Source organism: Hyphococcus sp. D3-15 (assembly GCF_055809375.1).
Map to the genome: position 1 here is coordinate 3,825,605 of NZ_CM147910.1, position 17,456 is coordinate 3,843,060.

Consider the following 17,456-nt stretch of genomic DNA (forward strand, 5'->3'; position numbering starts at 1 on the left):
GTATTCTGTGATTTTAGACAAATTTTTACGTTTGTTAGCAAATATTGCTCAAGCGTGCGGCCGTAAATAGATCAAATAAGGCGTGGGGTGCGCCAAACCGGCCGTATCTAGGGACTGGAAGAGTGACTGAACCGCGGACCATAGAGCCAGCGCATATTCAGTTGGAGCAGGTGAACAGCCTGGTCTCCGCTGCTGGAGTCGACGGCGCGCGGGCGATTCTCGAGGCCTTCCAGCGCTCGACCACTGACCTTCTGGTTTCCCTTGGGGAAGGCGTGAATGGCGGGGAGCTCAATGACGCATCCCGAACCGCTCATGCGGTGAAAGGATCGGCGGCGAATGTCGGCGCGCAATTGCTCGCCGAGACCGCAGCGACAATTGAGAAAGCCTGCAAGGCGGGAGACGCTTCGACCGCCGCGGGCATGCTCGGTGAAGCGCAAGTCCTGTTCGATATTTTCTGCGAGCATTTCGAAGCGCATCTGGCGCAGGTTTAAGCCGAATAATTTTCGCAGGCCCCGCGCATGGCGCGTCCGGCATGTCTTATCCCAGAAAATCACCGGAGCGATACATATCCTGATCGCGATGGACATGGGCGCTCATCACCAGTCCGAAACCGGCCATAATAGTCAGCATCACGGTGCCGCCATATGAAACCAGCGGCAGCGGAACGCCGACAACTGGCGCCAGCCCCATCACCATGCCGGTATTGATCAACACATAAAGCGTGAATGTCGCGACCACGCCGACGCACATCAATCTTGCAAAATGCAACTTGGTCGACATGGCGATGGAAAAGCCAACAAAGATGATCGCGAGATAGACCAGCAACAAACCGATCGCGCCGACAAAACCGAACTCCTCCCCAAAAATCGTGAAGATAAAATCGGTCTGCATTTCCGGCAGGAATTTAAGCTGGCTCTGCGTGCCTTCCATATAGCCCTTGCCGTCAAGGCCGCCTGAGCCGAGCGCAATTTTCGACTGCAGCAAATGATAGCCCTGCCCCAGCGGATCGCGTTCCGGATCGAGGAAGGTCAAAATCCGGTTCACCTGATACTCTTTCAGAATGTCGAACCGGTATGCGCCATAAGCCGCAGCGGCCCCGCCTATAATCGCGCCAAATCCGATGCGCCAGGAAAGACCCGCGACAAAAATCATGATCGCGCCGGTCGCCGCCAGCAACAGCGCCGTGCCGAGATCCGGCTGAATGAAGATCAACCCGACAGGCGCGCCAACCATAAGCGCCGGGGGAATGAGATAGAGAAAATGCGAAACCTGTTCGGCCCTGAGCCCGTGATAATAACGCGCCAGCCCCATGACGAGGCCGATTTTCATCGCTTCTGAAGGCTGAAACTGCAGGCCGCCAAATTCAATCCAGCGCCGCGCGCCCATATTCACTTCACCGATCACCGGCACCAGCGCCAGCGCGAACAGCGCGGCGAAATAGGTGGGATAAGCGAGCGCCATCCAATACCGGATCGGCACCATTGCAACGCCGATCAAAATGCTGAGCGCCGCGGCGTAGCGCAGGCCATGCTTGAGCGCCCAAGGCTCCCAGTGGCCTTCCGCAACAGAGAACAAGGTAATCACGCCGGCGCCCGCAATCATCGTCAGCAGGATGAGCATCGGCCAATGCAGTCTGGATAATTTATCACGCAAACCGCGGCGGCGTCCGGGAAGGATGATCGAAGACATGACCTAGCTCTCCTTCACGCCGGAGGCGCGCGCCAGCGTGCGCGGGTCAAGCGGGGTGCGCGACGCCGGATCTTTTTCGGCGACCGCCTTCATAATGTCGCGGGCTTTCGGACCCGCCGCCCGCGCGCCGCCAATGCCGTGCTCGATCACAACCGAACAAGCATAGCGCGGGTTTTCATAGGGCATATAGCTGACGAACAATGCATGGTCGCGGCGCGCCCAGGGCAGATCTTCAGGCTTGGTGAGACCACGGGCGCGGTCTTCGGTCGTGATCGCATAGACCTGGCTGGTGCCTGTCTTGCCCGCCATCTGCCATTCGGGATCATCGAGGCGCGAGCGCGCGGCGGTGCCATATTCGTTGGTCACCGCATTCATGCCCGCCCGGACGACAGACAGGTAATCCTGATTCACATCGATCAACGGCGCTTCGGGCGCCGGCAACACCAGATCGCCAACCGCCCGCACGAGACGCGGACGCACCGCGCGCCCGGTGGCGACACGCGCCGCCATCACCGCAAGTTGCAGCGGCGTCGAGGTCACGTAACCCTGGCCGATAATGCAGGAGAGGGTTTCACCCTGAAACCATGGTTGCTGCGCTGGATTGCCGGCGAAATATTGCTTCTTCCATTCACGGTCAGGAACAACGCCGCGCTGCTGGCCGGAAATGCCGAGTTCATAGGACTGGCCGAGACCGAATTTGCGCGCAGTCTCCGCGAGAAGGTCGATATCAAGCGTCTTGGCGATTTCGTAGAAATAGACGTCGCAGGAATGCTTGAGCGCATCCTTCATATTGACGGTGCCGTGGCCGCCGCGTTTCCAACAATGGAAATAGCGATTGCCGTACCAGACGCGGCCGCTGCAATGGGCTGTCTGGTTCGGCTTAACGCCGGCCGCCTGCGCGGCGATGGTGGAAATCAATTTGAATGTCGAACCTGGCGGGTACACGCCGGAAATCGGTTTGTTCAAAAGCGGCTTATACGGGCTGGCGTTTAGGTCTTTCCAGAGCGTCGGATCAATCCCGACATTGAAATCATTCGGGTTGAACGCCGGCGTCGACGCAAGCACCAGAATATCGCCCGTGATGGCGTCGATAACGACGGCCGCGGCGCTTTGCTCATCCTGCTCAACGCCGGGAGTGGGCTCAGCCAGCACTGACATGGCGTGCGCCTGCAATTCCACATCGATGGTCAGGGCCAGCGTCTTGCCCTGCACCGGCGGCACGGCGCTGTCGACCATTTCCTCAATGACGCGGCCATGGGCGTTGATCTTGACGTTCATCGCGCCGGCGCCGCCGCGCAGTTCTTTTTCGTATGTGCGCTCCAGCCCCTCGCGCCCAACCTTGAAACCGGGCTGGCGCAACAGCACGCGCTCGTCATCGCCTTCCTGCGCGGCGAGGTCGCGTTCAGTGACCGCGCCCACATAACCGATCACAAACGCCGCCTCCGCGCCGTGCGGGTAATCGCGGGTTTCGCCCACATTCGGCAGCACGCCAGCCAGATGCGGCAATTCGAAATTGATCTTGGAGAAGTCTTCCCAGGACAGGTTGTCGGCGATCTGCACCGGCGTGAACGATCCGCGGCGGCGAATTTCGCGCATGATGCGCGCCCGTTTTTCTTCACTTACCGGCGTGATCTTCGAAATCTTGTCGAGCGCAGCGTCAACGTCGCGCGCCTGTTCCGGCACCAGCAGCACACGGAAATTCTTGCGATTGGACGCCAGCGGCTCGCCAAATCTGTCGACGATTTCACCGCGCAGCGGCGTCAGAATGCGCCGGTTGAACTGGTTGTTCTGCGCAAGATCGAGATATTTTTTATGCTCGGCGATCTGCAACTGATAAAGCCGCGCGGATATGCCGGCGAAAAGCAAGCTGACGCCGCCGCCGAGCAGCACCGTGCGGCGACGCACCGTTTCATAGCGTTCCGGATCATGGGCGTTGACGCTGGCCATCCTTACGCCTCCACCAATACGCGGTGGTGCAACTCACCAAAGACAATGCCGAAAAGCGGGTAAATGAGAACCGTCGCCGCAAGCTGCAGCAGCAAATAACGCACAGGCAACAACACGCCGGACATGAGGCTCATCACAAGCCAGAGAATAAGCCCCGCGCCGGCGGAAGCCAATGCAAAACCGAGCCAGACAACCTTGCGTTCACGACCGAGAAAATAGGCGCGTTGCGACATCACGATGAATTGCGTGACAAGGTAAACCGCCGGCCACAAACCAAGCGGGCCGCCGGTTAACAAATCCTGTAAAAGCCCGATCATGAAGACGCTGAGCGGCGGCAAATAATCCGGCCCGTAGACCGACCAGAAAAAAACGATCACCAGCGGCAGGATCGGCGTCGGCGCGAAGCCTTCAAAAATGCGGATGGGCGCCGCCAGAATAACCACGCCAAGCAAGCCAAGCATGGTCGGGGCGGCCGCCCTGAAGAGCCGAAACAACGTCTCAGCGCGGTATCCCATGGCTATTCCCCCGCCGGGGGCTGCTGCGGCTCATCCTGCGTCTCAGCGTCTTCGCCATCGCTGGCGGCCTCTTCCAATGGTCCTGAATCGACCACTGCGGGAAATGCATAATTGATCACCCGAACCAGGCGGGTGCGGGCGTAATTGGCGTACAGGTCCACCGTGATGCCGCCGCGGATCTCGCCCTTGACGACGCCGACGGGCAATCCGCGCGGCAAGGCGCCGCCAGCGCCCGACGTCAGTACGCGCTGGCCGGGCTCGGCTTCGACATCGTCATTGGCGGTGAAACTGATGACCGGATTGCTGCGGGTGTTGCCGACCAGAATGCCTTCAACATCCGCGCCTTCAATATAGACCGGAATGCGGCTTTGAATATCGGTGAGCAGCAGCACCCTTGAGGCGCCGCCGCCCGCTTCAACGATGCGGCCCACAAGGCCGCTATCATCAACCACGGCCTGTCCGATTTCCACATTGCTGGCGCGCCCCGCATTGACGATCATCGAGCGGGCGAAAGCGTCATTGGCCTCGCCGATGACGAACGCGCTGATCGGTTGCGCCTGCGGCGGCGCGGCATAGCCCTCAAGGGCCTCATAGGTTGTGATGGTCTCGCGCAGTTCCAGCGCTTCATTCATCCACTGGCGCAGCTCGGCGTTTTCTTCGCGCAGCGCCTTGTTCTGTTCCATGACGTTGAAATAGTCGCTGACCGAACCGGCGACTTCGTGGATGTAGTTCACCGGTCCTGAAAACAGCGACAGCACCGGCGACGCCGCATCCATGACGCCTTCGCGGGCTTTCTTGAAAACAGAGGCTTGCGCGGAATACAGGCTCGACAGCAGCAACAGCACGGAGACAAGAATGAGCAAGACAAGGGTGAAGCGGGAATGCGCTTTGCGCCCCAGCCCTTCGCGTCTGTCCTGACCCAGATAATCCATGCTTTGCGAACGTAACCGTATTCTACTTCAACAACGCCTTCGTTCGCAGAACCTAAAGTGACAGCGTGGCTGGCTGAACCCTAGATTGCAGACGAAAGAACGCCGCGCATTGCTTTCGTGTTCTCAAGCGCCGCGCCTGTACCGAGCGCCACGCAGGAAAGCGGGTCGTCGGCAACGGAAACCGGCAAGCCGGTTTCATCACGCAGCACCTGATCTAGATTCTTGAGGAGCGCCCCGCCCCCAGTCAACATAATTCCGGTATCGACGATATCGGCCGCCAGTTCCGGCGGCGTCGCTTCTAGCGCAACTTTGACCGCTTCGATGATGGCGCTGACCGGTTCCGCCAGGGCTTCGGCGACCTGCGCCTCGCCAATGCGGACTTCCTTGGGCACGCCGTGCATCAAATCACGGCCTTTAATTTGAATTGTAACCCCTGACCCTTCGGTCGGGATCATCGCGGAGCCCACTTCCTTTTTGATCCGCTCGGCCGAAGCTTCGCCAATCAACAGGTTGTACATGCGGCGGATATAGCCAACCACCGCATCGTCCATCTTGTCGCCGCCAACGCGCACAGAGCGCGAGTAAACGATGCCGCCCAGCGAGAGGACCGCGACTTCCGTCGTGCCGCCGCCAATATCAACGACCATGGAGCCTGTGGGCTCGGTCACCGGCAGGCCGGCGCCAATCGCGGCGGCCATGGGCTCTTCGATCAGTTCAACCTTGCGAGCGCCAGCGGAAAGCGCTGATTCCTGAATAGCGCGACGCTCAACTGCGGTGGCGCCGGAGGGCACGCAAACCACAATGCGCGGGCTCGCAAAGGAGCGGCGATTGTGAACCTTGCGGATGAAGTGTTTGATCATCGCTTCGGCGACTTCGAAGTCGGCGATGACGCCGTCGCGCATCGGGCGGATCGCTTCGATCTCGCCAGGCGTGCGGCCCAGCATTTCTTTCGCTTCAACGCCGACCGCGCGAACCAGCTTGCGCCCGCCGCGGGTTTCGATCGCAACGACCGACGGCTCATTGAGGACAATGCCCCGGCCTTTGACGTAAACAAGCGTGTTGGCCGTACCAAGATCGATGGCCATATCTGCGGAAAGCATGCCGAACAGTGTGGAGAGCATTGGGCTGGTCCTATGCGTGGGTGCTGAAAGTCACCGACGGTTTTATCCTTAATGCGTTCCTAAATCGTCAACAAAGCCCGAAAATCCGGCATTCCCCCGGCTCTTTGCGGGATCATCTCCGGCAATCGCCTCAATACGCATTAACAAGATTCTCCGGCTGGCGACGGCTTTCTTAATAAACATTTTCCCGCTTTCGCAGGCGGCGATAGAGCCAGCGCATGAGCACGAGAAAGCCCAGCCATCCGGCGATAATCAATGCGATCAGCCCGAGATCACCCGGATCCCGGCTCATGAAGAATTCAACAACATTGTCCATTTGTCCCTGTAAGGCGTTGGGATCAGGGAAAAATGCAGAAAGCACCGCGATCAGGGCGATTTTCGGAATGATGCCTATTCCGGTGCCGGCCCAGTATTTCCACATGGGGATGTGAGCAGCGCCGGCCGCCGCATTGACGACGATGAAGGGCGCAGACGGCACCACGCGCACCAGCCCGCTGGCTAGAATTCCGTGGCTGCCGATGAAATCTATCGTCCGCTGCACCCGGTCGCCGCCAAACCGGCGCACCCAGCGCCCGCCGAGAAAATGCCCGAGGCCGAAAGTCAGCGTGGCGCTGGCCATGGTGGCGATCCACGAATAGATCGCGCCGTTTTTCGGCCCGAACACGATGACGGTGACTGTGATCAGGCCGACCTGGGGAAACCCTGTCAGCGCCAGAAACACGAAAATCGACACCACTCCGACGACCGCCCATGGGGATTCGGCCGCCGCCATGATCAGCTTACGCAATTGGCCGTCCTGCTCGAGATTGAACCATTGCTGGCCGAAAGCGAGCATCACCACGACGAAGAAGAGAAGAATGATGGAGACCGCCAGCGAGGTGATCGCCTTGGCGTCCATGGAGGATAAAAATCGCGCCAACCGGCGCAGGAACTCGACCATACCCTTTGCGGTCCCGCTTACGCTGACCCGGCCGTCGCGCTTCCCCGCTGCGATCGCCGTCCGACGCACCCGGCCTTCCTGGCCCAGCGCTGAATTACCCGAAAAGAAAGCCGCCCAAGCCCCCACCCGGCCCGGAACATGCCGTGATTTGATAACGCCGCCCCCTCGAAAATGCAATCTTGCGGCGCGGCATCTAAGCTACCGCCAAGGCGTCAATATGATCATACGGTTAGGCTGTGTTGCTTTCCAACTGCTGCAAGATTTCCGAGACCGCCGCCGCAGAATTTTCCGCACGCGGCCAATTCGCCGCCTGGTTTCGAAACCAGGTGAGCTGACGCTTGGCGTAGTGACGCGTGTTCTGCTGCAATTGCGCCAGCGCATCTTCGCGGGTCATCTCGCCGCGCAACAATTTTGCAATTTCACCGACGCCCAGCGCTTTCATCACCGGCAGGGACGGATCGAGATCGCGCAGCAATAGCACCCGCACCTCCTCAATGGCGCCATCTTCGAGCATCGCCGCTGCCCGCGCGTCGCAGCGCGCATAGAGCACCTCACGCGCCGGCTCGACCACAATGCGCGCGGCGACTGCGCCAATGAGCGGCGTGCGGGGCAAGGACTGAAAATGCGATATGGGCTGTCCCGTCGTGGTGAAAACCTCCCAGGCGCGTTTGAGACGCTGCGCATCGCCAGCGGGCAGGCGCGCCATTTTCGCATCCTGCGACACCACCTCTTCGCGGAAAGCCGCCGCCCCGAGGTCACGCCAGCGCTCGAGAGCGGCGGCGCGGATCTCTGCCGGCGCCTCGGGAACCGGAGACAAGCCCTCCTCCAGCGCCCGGAAATAAAGCCCCGTGCCGCCTGTCAGCACCGCCGCTTTGCCGCGCGCGGCTATCTCGCTCAGCGCCGTCTCCGCGAGACGGGCCCAGCGCCCCGCCGAACAGCGCTCCGCCCCATCAAGGACGCCATATAAGTGATGCGCCGCTGCGCCCTCATCAGCCTCGGACGGACGGGCTGTCACGATGCGCAGATCGCCATAGACCTGCATGGCGTCAGCATTGACGATTTCCCCGCCAAGCCGGGCGGCGAGCTCAATCGCGGCGGCCGACTTGCCGGAGGCGGTCGGCCCTGCAATACAAACGACCAAATCTGAGGTTTCAATCGACATCCCCATGCACCGTACCGCCATCACCCTGATTTGTAATCGGGCAACACCATTGCTCGATGATGAATTCTCCGCCCGCTTTTCCGCTTATCTGAACCAGATGGATCTGGGGACGGTCGCTCCTGTCATGCTGGCGGAGGGAGTCGCGTTTGATTTTCTGTGCACCGGACAAATGCCGGAAGCGGAATTAAAATCTGCTGTGGCGAGCTTTATCGGCGACGCGCCAATCGATGCGGTGATCCAGTCCGCTGAAGGCCGCCGCAAAAAGCTGCTGATCGCCGACATGGACTCAACCATTATCGAGCAGGAATGCATCGACGAACTCGCCGAATATGCAGGCAAGCGCGCCGAGATATCCGCCATCACCGAACGCGCCATGCGCGGCGAGCTGGACTTCGAAGGCGCCCTGACCGAACGCGTCGCCATGCTGAAGGGCTTGCCGGAAAGCGTGCTCGCGGAAACTTTTAAAAAACGCATCACGCTGACGCCCGGCGCGCTGGAACTTGTAAAGACAATGAACGCACAAGGCGCCATGACCGCGCTGGTGTCTGGCGGCTTCACCTATTTCACCGGCCGGGTCTCAGAAAAGGTCGGCTTCCAGTATAATCAGGCGAATATTTTGCTGGTGGAGGATGGCGTGCTGACCGGCAAGGTCGCCATGCCGATCCTCGGTCGCGCCGCCAAGCAGGAAGCCCTCGAGCGCATCGCCGGAGAAAAGAAGATTTATCTTGCCGACACCATGGCGGTCGGCGACGGCGCCAATGATCTTTCCATGCTCGGGCGCTCGGGCGTCGGCGTCGCCTTTCACGCCAAGCCCGCCGTGGCCAAAACCGCCCATGCCTCTATCAAGCATGGCGACTTGTCCGCCCTGCTCTATCTGCAAGGCATTCCGCAGGTTGAATTTTCAAACTGAGCGGCGCGTCTGGTTACGGACGCAAGGACTCATAGAACAGCAGATCGCCACGCTGCACATAGATCTGCACCGGACCGCTATTGAGGTTGCGCAGCTTGCCAAGCTTGTCGACCGCCGCTGACGGACGCGTCACCCGCTCCCAGCCAATCTCGAGAATGATGTCGCCCGGCTGCAGCACGATCGCGGCGGTGCTTTCAGGGTCCACCGCCGTCACCACCACACCTTGGACTGTCGGCGGCAAACCATAGGCCTGACGGACATCGTCGGTCGGCTCCTGCAAGGTCAAGCCTGATCCCTTCGCCGCGCTGGCCGGCAACACGCCGCCAGAGGCCGACGCCATTTGGCGCGTTTCGCGGCGGTCAATGCGAACCTGTACGGTCATGCGGCGTCCGTCGCGCAGCACTTCCATCGGCACGGTCGAGCCGATTTGCGTGTCGGCGACCGCGCGCGTCAGATCGCGAACGCTCGCGATCTCGCGGCGGTTGAATTGCAGGATGACGTCATTTGGCTCAAGCCCTGCATCCGAGGCGGGGCTATTGGGCCGCACGATTGTCACCACTGCGCCTTTCGGCGCGCGCAGGTTCAAGCTCGACGCCAGCTCCGGCGTAACATCGTCAATTGAAACGCCGAGCCAGCCACGGCGGGTTTCGCCATAAGTCAAAAGCTGCGTGACAACAGTTTCCGCAAGATCGGCGGGCACGGCGAAACCAACGCCGACCGAACCGCCGGTCTGGGAATAGATCGCCGTGTTCACGCCGACTACCTTGCCGGTCATGTCGAACAACGGTCCGCCGGAATTGCCGCGATTGATGGCGGCGTCAGTCTGGATGTAGTCATCATACTGACCGGAATTGATGTCGCGATTGCGCGCCGACACGATGCCGACCGTCACCGTCCCGCCAAGACCGAATGGATTGCCGATAGCGATCACCCAGTCGCCAACCCGCGCCGAATCGGAATCGCCGAAATCCACGGCGGGAAATTTGCCGCCGCCTTCGAGTTGCAGAACAGCAAGATCGGTTTCGCGGTCGCGCCCTTTTACAGTCGCAACGAATTCGCGTCCGTCATGCAGCGTGACAGTAATGTCGTCCGCATTGTCGATAACGTGATTGTTGGTGACCACCAGACCGGAGTCATCAACGATGAAGCCGGAGCCGAGCGACACCGCCGGCTGGTCGAATTTGCGTTGAAGCGGCGCGAGTTCGCCGCTGGTCTTGCCGCTGCGCGAACGCTGGGCCGATGAAATATTCACCACAGAGGGAGTGAGCTTTTCCGCGAGGTCAGCGAAGCTTTCCGGCGCGCCGCGCGATGGCGCAACCGCGCCCGCCTGCGCTCCGGCCAGCGCGCCCACCGCGACGACCCCAGCCAAAAATCCCCGAACCGCACCCAAACGAGCCATAACCGCCTCTATCTTCCCCGTGGCCAAAAACCGTAGCGCAAAACAGGTTAACGCAAAGCAGACCGCCCGCAAACGCTTTGGCGTTGCGGGCGGGCAGGAATTAAGTGCAAAGGCAAACGCCTATTGACGCGTTCCTTGCAAGTTATTGAAATAGCGGAAGAATTCGCTGTCCGGCGAAAGCAGGATTGTCGTCCCGCCCTTTTTCAGCGCTTCCTCGTAAGCCAGCAGGGAACGATAAAACGCGAAGAATTCCGGGTCTTTGCCATAGGCCGCGGCGAAAATCGCGTTTCGCTCGGCATCGGCGGCGCCTCGTATCTTCTCGGCTTCTTCGTTCGCTTCCGCCTTGATCTCGATCACCTGACGGTCGGCCTGGGCGCGGATCTGGTTCGCCCGCTCGCTGCCTTCAGAACGATATTGCTGTGCAAGCTGATTACGCTCGGCGATCATGCGCTGGAACACCGCTTCTGAGTTGGTTTGCGGCAGGTCGGCGCGGCGAATTTTGACATCAACAATCTCGATGCCGAGCGGCCGCGCAGAACCGCTGAGCTGTTCGCGGATGCGCCCCATCAGTTCGCTACGGCGTTCGGAAATGATTTCATCCACCGTCACATTGCCGAGCACGGCGCGAATGGAGTTGTTCAACTGCGAACCCAATCTGACTTCGCCCTGATCCACATTGCCCACCGACTGATAAAACAGCAACGGATCGACAATCCGGTAGCGCGCGAACGCATCGACAATCAAACGCTCCTGATTGCGCGCGATGATTTCGGTTTGTCCCTGCTCAAGATTGCGATTGCGCTTGTCGATGAAGTTCACGTTTTCCGCAAAGGGAACTTTAAACTTCAGCCCGGCCTCACCGTACTGACTTTTGGGCTCCCCGAAGCGGAACACCAGCGCTGAATGCGTTTCAGGCACGATGAAAGCAGAGTTCACGAGAACAACCACTATAGCGGCTGCAATGACGCCTATAATCGGAAGAGAAAAATTATTCATCCTAGTTCCCTCCCTGCTGTGACGGCTGACGGCGCACTTGATCCAACGGCAAATACGGAACAACGCCGGAACCGGCGTCTTCGTCGACGATAATCTTATCCATATCTCCGAGCACGCGCTCCACTGTTTCTAGATACATCCGCTGGCGCGTAACATCGGGCGCCTTGCGGTATTCTTCATAGATGTTGTCAAAGCGCTGGGCCTGACCGCGCGCCTCAGCGGTGACGCGCGAGGCGTATCCGCCCGCTTCTTCCAGGATGCGCTGGGCCTGACCGCGCGCTTCCGGCACGACCTGGTTTGTATATTGACGCGCGTTCTGGATGACCGTCGCCTGATTTTGTTCCGCAGCCTGAACATCGCGAAACGCTTCGTTCACTTCATTGGTCGGCGGCTCCGCCAGGGTCAGGTTGACGAGTTCGACCTGCACGCCGGAGCTGTAGGAATCGAGCGCCGACTGCATCAGCAACCGGGTTTGTTCCGATACTTCCGAGCGTCCTTCGGTCTGCACGACGTCCAGCGTATTACGGCCGACAACTTCGCGCATCGCCGCTTCGCCGGTCATGCGGACCAAGGCTTCCGGGTCTTCAATATTGAAAATATATTGCGCGACGCCGGGCATTTCCTCGCCCTGTTCCGGAATCAAATTCGGCTTGATCCGCCACTGCACCGTAAACGCTATATCGACGATATTTTTATCGCCCGTCAGCATCAGCCCCGGAGAAAGCTGTCCGCCGCGCCGGTCAGATACCGGGATCACCATGTCCCGCAAAGAAAGCACAGGCTGTTTTTTCACGCCTTGAACAGGCGCCGGTATGTGCCAGTGCAAGCCAGGCCCCTGCACGCTGGCGTAATCGCCGAAGGTGGTGACGACGGCCAGCTCTTCGGATTCCACCTGATAGACGCCGCTGGCGAGCCATAACGCCACCAGGCCGGCCGCGATCAATCCGCCGCTCGTCCGGTTGATCGGGATGCCGCCTGGGCCGCCCGGTCCGCCGGCACCTCGACCGCCGCGCGGAAATGCGCGTTTTAATCGTTGCCGCGACGCCTGAAGCAAATCTTCAAGATCGGGCGGATCGTTGCGTCCGCCGCCATTGCTCGGACCGCCATTGCCGCGCGGCGGCTGGCCCCAGGGGCCACGGCCCCCGCCACCGCCGCGATTGCCGGAATTATCTTGCCAGGGCATTTAGCCTCACTCTCATGAAATTTCTCGCCGCGCACGCTATCGGGGCGCAGGCGCTGGTGGAAGAACCTGTCTTGGCCCGTATATATGTTACCGATTCCACCCGGCGCAACGCGCCCGGCAAGTTTTTTTGAAGGATTTCAAAGGCAAAGTGAGCGATTCCCTGATCATGCGCGTCCGTGCGGCGCTTTCCGCCATCAAAGATCCCGTTAGCGGTCGCAACATAATCGCGTCCGGCGCGGTGCGCGGGCTGACCGCTGACGATAAGGGCGTCGTCCGCTTCACGCTGGAAGTCCCGGAAGGGGACAGGGTGCGCGCGGAAGCCATGCTGGAGGCCGCAAAAAAGGCGGCCGCCTCTGCGCCGGGCGTATCGGGTGTCAACGCCGTCGCGACGGCCCATGCCGCCCCGCGCAGCACGCCCGCGAAGCCCGTTCCCGGCATAGGCGGCCAGGCGCCGGAGCGCCATCCCGACCCGAAAATGCAGAGCGCCCATGACAACCCCATCGGGCTGAAAAACAAACCGCAGATCGAATCCGCCGCTGACGCGCTGGGCGGGGTGAAATCGATCATCGCAATCGCCTCCGGCAAGGGCGGCGTCGGCAAATCGACGGTCGCGGCAAACCTCGCCGTGGCGCTGGCGAAAACCGGCCTCAAGGTCGGTCTGATGGATGCGGATATTTACGGGCCTTCCTTGCCGACCTTGTTCGGCATCACCGACAAGCCCGTCATGCGCGACAACAAGATCGTTCCGCGCGAAGCGTTCGGCGTGAAGCTGATGTCGATCGGATTTCTCGTCGATCCGGAGCAAGCGGTCGCCTGGCGCGGGCCGATGGTGATGGGCGCGGTGCGCCAGTTGATCAGCGATGTTGATTGGGGCGAGCTCGACATTCTGCTTATCGACACGCCGCCCGGCACGGGCGACACGCATATATCGCTCATTCAGACAAAGCGCCTGACCGGCGCGGTGATTGTCTCAACGCCGCAGGAGATGGCGCTCGCCGATATGCGGCGCGGGGTGCATCTGTTCCGCCAAACCGAAACGCCGGTCATCGGCGTGATCGAAAACATGGCCTGGCTCGAAACCCCCGGCGGCGAAAGGCAATATCTGTTCGGTGAAGGCGGCGCCCGCAAGGCCGCCGAAGCGCTGTCGGCGCCATTCCTAGGCGCGGTGCCGCTCTTTCCGGAATTACGGCAGGCGTCTGATGACGGCTTGCCGATCGCGGCGAGAGATCATCCGGCTGCGGACATTTTCGCCGACCTCGCCGACAAAATCGCCGCTGCCGCCAAGCTGCGATAATTACTGCGATGCAGGATCTGGATTGGTGTGGTCGTGCACGATCCGCCATGCGCCGCCATCACGGCGGAACACGAGCGTAAACAACCCGGTTGAGGTTTGGCCGGCGCGCACCAGATTGAACTTGCCGGTGGCGACAGCGACATCATCCGTCACAAGCTTGATGTCTAGATTGTCCAAAGCAAGCTGACCAAGCCCTTCGCCGCTGGCGTAGCGATCGCGATAACGCTTCTGCGTCGCGGTCCAGCCCTTGGTCATGTTGACGCCGGAAACGAATTTCAGATCGTCGCTTTTCCAATACGTATTCATGAAGCCGTCAAGATCGCCTTCATTCCAGGCGGCGGCCTGCGCCATCAAAGTGGCGCGAATAACGTCACGGGGCGCGCGCAAGTCGGTCTTGCCATTGGCGGCTTTTTGGGGCGCGGCCTTTTCCGGCTGCGCTGTCGCTGCGGGCGCCGCGACTGGTGCGGCGACCGGCGCCGGTTCTGGCGCGGCGGCGGTTTCTTCTGCGGCGGGTTCCGGCTCGGGTTCCGGTTCCGGCGCCGGCATCGCCGCCTGGGTCACCGGCGTCGCTTGCTGCACGGCTTCAGGCACGGCCCCGACCAGGCGTCCAACGGCCTCTGGCTGCGGACGGGCGGCGGGTGTTTCGGCGCGTTGCCCGACAAGCTGCGCCGGCGCGCCGGACGCGCTCTCCACAGCAGGCTGGGCCAGAATGTCATTCATCTGCTCTTCAAGCGCAGCGGCCTCGTCCATCGGCGCCTCGGCGACCGCGGTGAGCATCGGCTCAACGGCTTTTGCCGGCGCCGGCGCAATCTGCGCCGGTGATGGCGCAGCCGCAGCGGCGACTTCGGTTGCAACAGCCGCCGGTTCGTTGATCACCGGCGCGGCCTCCGCAAGGGTTGGCGCAGGCGTTACGGGTGTTGCAGCGGGCGCTGGCTCCACTGAAGCCTGACGGCGCGCTTCAACGACGTAATCCGTCGCCGCAGCGGTTTCCGCACGCAAGGCCGGCGGCGCAGCGGCGCAGGAAAAACCTGACGAAGCCAGGTTCGCCACCATCTCGCGCGCTTTTTCGTTGCAGAAGGTGTCTGAATTATCCGCATGATAGGGAACGGAAACATTTGCGCCGCCGCTGCGAACATAGCGAACGTCACAGCTTTGACCGACTTCACCGGGCGCAACCACCTCAATGGTGCGCGCATCGGCTCCGCGCGTGCAGGTCGTTTTGACCTCAGCGCCATGCGCCGCCCCGGCTGCAAAAAGCGCCGAGCAAAGTGCAATGACAGATGCGCCGCGTTTCATGTCCCCTCCTCAATCTCTTGTCGTCTATCAGCGCCGGTCCGGCGCTTGGCAAAGCTTAACGCAGAAGCCGCTCCGGCAGGAACCTTAAGCGCTTGAATGATTAACATAAGCGCCAACCCTTAAACGCGGCGTCGCTAAAATCCCTAAAAATCAGCGCTCTTTTCCCGAGATTCGGGGCTTGCGGTCGAGAATGACAAATTCGCAAGCATGCTGGTTTTTGGCGGTTTTTTCGCAGCCGCCGACGCTGGTTTCGTTCCAGGCAGCCGAATCAAGCGCCGGAAAGGTCACATCGCCCGCAACATCCGCCGCAACCCGGGTCAGATATATGCGCGACGTGTGCGCCAGCGTCTGGGCGTAAATATCCGCGCCGCCAATGACGCAGCATTCATCGGCCCCGGCCGCGCCGGCCAGCGCATCGGCGAGCTTGATCGCGCCATCGAGGCTGCGGGCGATATAGACGCCTTCCGCCGCAAAATCCGGCGCGCGGGTGAGTACGATATTGTCCCGGCCCGGCAGCGCCCGGCCAATCGATTCGAATGTCTTGCGCCCCATGATCACCGGCTTGCCCAAAGTCACCGATTTGAACCATTTGAGATCGTCGGAAATTTTCCAGGCCAGCCCGCCATCGGCGCCGATGACGCCGTTGCGCGCAACGGCAACCGCAATGACCAGCCGGGCTTTCATGATTGCAGTTTTGCAAGATCGGCGAGCGGCGCATCCACCAAACGAAACACCGACCAGCCATCCATCGGGACCGCGCCAAGGGATTTGTAAAAAGCAATCGACGGCGCATTCCAGTCGAGCACCGACCATTCCATGCGGCCGCAATCGTTTTCCAGCGCGATGCGCGCCAACTCGCTCAGCAGCGCCTTCCCGGCGCCGCCGCCGCGCTGGGTCTGTTGCACATAAAGATCTTCAAGATAGAGACCGTGCTTTCCGAGAAAGGTGGAGTAGTTGAAAAAATAGAGCGCAAAGCCGATTGGCGCGCCGTCTTTTTCGGCAATAAGCGCAAAGGCTTTTGGATGATCGCAAAACAATGTGCGCGTCAGATGATCAGGCGTCGCGACCACTTCATGTGAAAGCTTTTCATAGTCGGCAAGCTCTTTGATGAAGCCTAAAATGACGCCTTCATCGCCTTGCGTTGCTTTCCTGACCGCCAGGCTCATACCGCCACCGGCGCCTTGATATGGGCCTGGGCTTCATAGCCCTCAAACGCGATGTCTTCATATTTGAAGCCGAAAATATCTTTCACATCCGGGTTGAGAACCAAACACGGCAGCGGTCCGGGCTGTCTGGTCAGTTGCTCGCGCGCCTGCTCCATATGATTTGAATAAAGATGCGCGTCGCCAAGCGTGTAAACAAAATCGCCCGGCTCAAGGTCACACACCTGTGCGACCATCGCCGTCAGCAGAGCGTATGACGCGATGTTGAAGGGCACGCCGAGAAACACATCGCCCGAACGTTGATAGAGCTGACAGGACAGCCGTCCATCGGCGACGAAAAACTGGAACAGGCAATGACAGGGCGCCAGCGCCATGCGGTCGAGATCGGCCGGGTTCCAGGCGCTGACCACCAAGCGGCGCGAGGCCGGGTTGGTTTTGATTTCGTTGACCACCCAGCTGATCTGATCGATGGCGCGCCCGTCCGGCGCCGCCCATGACCGCCATTGCCGCCCATAGACCGGACCGAGTTCGCCGCGCTCATCGGCCCAGTCATCCCAGATCGAGACGCCATGGTCCTTCAAATAACGGATATTGGTGTCGCCATCGAGGAACCACAAAAGCTCGTGCACGATGGATTTCATATGCAGCTTTTTGGTGGTCAGCAGCGGAAACCCGTCTGCGAGGTTGAACCGCATCTGATGGCCAAACACCGCGCGCGTGCCGACTCCGGTGCGATCGAGCCGAGCGTCCCCCGCCTCCATGACGCGGGTCAGCAAATCCAGATATTGGCGCATAGGGTCGCGAGATCTCCTGCAATTACCGCAGTGTAGCAATCCGCCGCGCCGGGCCAATGGCGCTTTTCCCCCATGTGAAGACGAATAGCAGCCAGCCTGCGCTCCACAGCGCAGG

General features: G+C 60.6%; 17 protein-coding genes. 3 read left to right on the top strand and 14 right to left on the bottom strand.

Annotated elements, in window-relative coordinates; genetic code table 11:
• Positions 1-122 precede the first annotated feature (122 nt).
• On the top strand, positions 123-491 hold the full coding sequence (locus tag AC0L8G_RS18420; RefSeq protein WP_473385612.1) for an Hpt domain-containing protein: 369 nt from the start codon (positions 123-125) through the stop codon (positions 489-491).
• Between the two features lie 46 nt (positions 492-537).
• Here AC0L8G_RS18420 and rodA read toward each other — a convergent pair whose 3' ends face one another.
• From rodA to miaA, 7 genes are all read right to left on the bottom strand, one after another.
• Positions 538-1,689: a rod shape-determining protein RodA gene (gene rodA, locus AC0L8G_RS18425; RefSeq protein ID WP_473385613.1), complete on the bottom strand. Its 1,152-nt coding sequence runs from the start codon at positions 1,687-1,689 to the stop codon at positions 538-540.
• A gap of 3 nt (positions 1,690-1,692) precedes the next feature.
• Positions 1,693-3,636 (bottom strand): penicillin-binding protein 2, encoded by a 1,944-nt coding sequence (gene mrdA / locus AC0L8G_RS18430; RefSeq protein WP_473385614.1) that lies wholly within the window; start codon positions 3,634-3,636, stop codon positions 1,693-1,695.
• A 2-nt stretch (positions 3,637-3,638) separates the two neighbouring features.
• Positions 3,639-4,097, bottom strand: a complete 459-nt coding sequence (locus AC0L8G_RS18435) for a rod shape-determining protein MreD (RefSeq protein ID WP_473385615.1) — start codon at positions 4,095-4,097, stop codon at positions 3,639-3,641.
• A 56-nt stretch (positions 4,098-4,153) separates the two neighbouring features.
• Positions 4,154-5,083 (bottom strand): rod shape-determining protein MreC, encoded by a 930-nt coding sequence (gene mreC / locus AC0L8G_RS18440; protein ID WP_473385617.1) that lies wholly within the window; start codon positions 5,081-5,083, stop codon positions 4,154-4,156.
• A gap of 80 nt (positions 5,084-5,163) precedes the next feature.
• Positions 5,164-6,204 carry a rod shape-determining protein gene (locus AC0L8G_RS18445; protein ID WP_473385618.1) on the bottom strand — a complete coding sequence of 347 codons (1,041 nt, stop codon included), beginning with the start codon at positions 6,202-6,204 and terminating at the stop codon, positions 5,164-5,166.
• Between the two features lie 172 nt (positions 6,205-6,376).
• Positions 6,377-7,213: a TVP38/TMEM64 family protein gene (locus AC0L8G_RS18450; protein WP_473385619.1), complete on the bottom strand. Its 837-nt coding sequence runs from the start codon at positions 7,211-7,213 to the stop codon at positions 6,377-6,379.
• Between the two features lie 160 nt (positions 7,214-7,373).
• A complete protein-coding gene (gene miaA / locus AC0L8G_RS18455; protein ID WP_473385621.1) occupies positions 7,374-8,306 on the bottom strand; it encodes a tRNA (adenosine(37)-N6)-dimethylallyltransferase MiaA in 933 nt (310 codons plus the stop codon).
• A gap of 4 nt (positions 8,307-8,310) precedes the next feature.
• On the opposite strand from miaA, the gene serB reads away from it, so the two are divergent.
• Positions 8,311-9,216, top strand: coding sequence for a phosphoserine phosphatase SerB (gene serB / locus AC0L8G_RS18460; RefSeq protein ID WP_473385622.1), 906 nt, complete (start codon positions 8,311-8,313; stop codon positions 9,214-9,216).
• A gap of 13 nt (positions 9,217-9,229) precedes the next feature.
• On the opposite strand, the gene AC0L8G_RS18465 is transcribed toward serB, so the two are convergent.
• From AC0L8G_RS18465 to hflK, 3 genes are all read right to left on the bottom strand, one after another.
• Positions 9,230-10,615 (bottom strand): Do family serine endopeptidase, encoded by a 1,386-nt coding sequence (locus tag AC0L8G_RS18465; RefSeq protein WP_473385624.1) that lies wholly within the window; start codon positions 10,613-10,615, stop codon positions 9,230-9,232.
• Positions 10,616-10,735: 120 nt separating this feature from the next.
• Complete coding sequence (gene hflC / locus AC0L8G_RS18470; RefSeq protein WP_473385625.1) at positions 10,736-11,674, bottom strand: protease modulator HflC; 939 nt, start codon at positions 11,672-11,674, stop codon at positions 10,736-10,738.
• Positions 11,613-12,794 carry an FtsH protease activity modulator HflK gene (gene hflK, locus AC0L8G_RS18475; protein ID WP_473385627.1) on the bottom strand — a complete coding sequence of 394 codons (1,182 nt, stop codon included), beginning with the start codon at positions 12,792-12,794 and terminating at the stop codon, positions 11,613-11,615. The genes hflC and hflK overlap by 62 nt, the downstream gene beginning before the upstream one ends.
• 148 nt (positions 12,795-12,942) lie before the next feature.
• Here hflK and AC0L8G_RS18480 point away from each other — a divergent pair, with 148 nt between their 5' ends.
• Positions 12,943-14,088, top strand: coding sequence for an Mrp/NBP35 family ATP-binding protein (locus AC0L8G_RS18480; RefSeq protein WP_473385628.1), 1,146 nt, complete (start codon positions 12,943-12,945; stop codon positions 14,086-14,088).
• Here AC0L8G_RS18480 and AC0L8G_RS18485 read toward each other — a convergent pair whose 3' ends face one another.
• The 4 genes from AC0L8G_RS18485 to AC0L8G_RS18500 all read right to left on the bottom strand — a co-directional run bounded on the left by AC0L8G_RS18485 (position 14,089) and on the right by AC0L8G_RS18500 (position 17,341).
• Positions 14,089-15,384 (bottom strand): YybH family protein, encoded by a 1,296-nt coding sequence (locus AC0L8G_RS18485; RefSeq protein ID WP_473385629.1) that lies wholly within the window; start codon positions 15,382-15,384, stop codon positions 14,089-14,091.
• 150 nt (positions 15,385-15,534) lie between these two features.
• Positions 15,535-16,068, bottom strand: a complete 534-nt coding sequence (locus AC0L8G_RS18490) for a dihydrofolate reductase (RefSeq protein ID WP_473385630.1) — start codon at positions 16,066-16,068, stop codon at positions 15,535-15,537.
• Entirely contained in the window at positions 16,065-16,550 is a 486-nt protein-coding gene (locus AC0L8G_RS18495; protein WP_473385631.1) for a GNAT family N-acetyltransferase, read from the bottom strand. Before AC0L8G_RS18495 ends, AC0L8G_RS18490 begins: the two co-directional genes overlap by 4 nt.
• The gene (locus AC0L8G_RS18500; RefSeq protein WP_473385632.1) at positions 16,547-17,341 is read right to left on the bottom strand and encodes a thymidylate synthase; all 795 of its coding nucleotides are present in this window, start codon (positions 17,339-17,341) and stop codon (positions 16,547-16,549) included. The genes AC0L8G_RS18495 and AC0L8G_RS18500 overlap by 4 nt, the downstream gene beginning before the upstream one ends.
• Between the last annotated feature and the right edge of the window lie 115 nt (positions 17,342-17,456).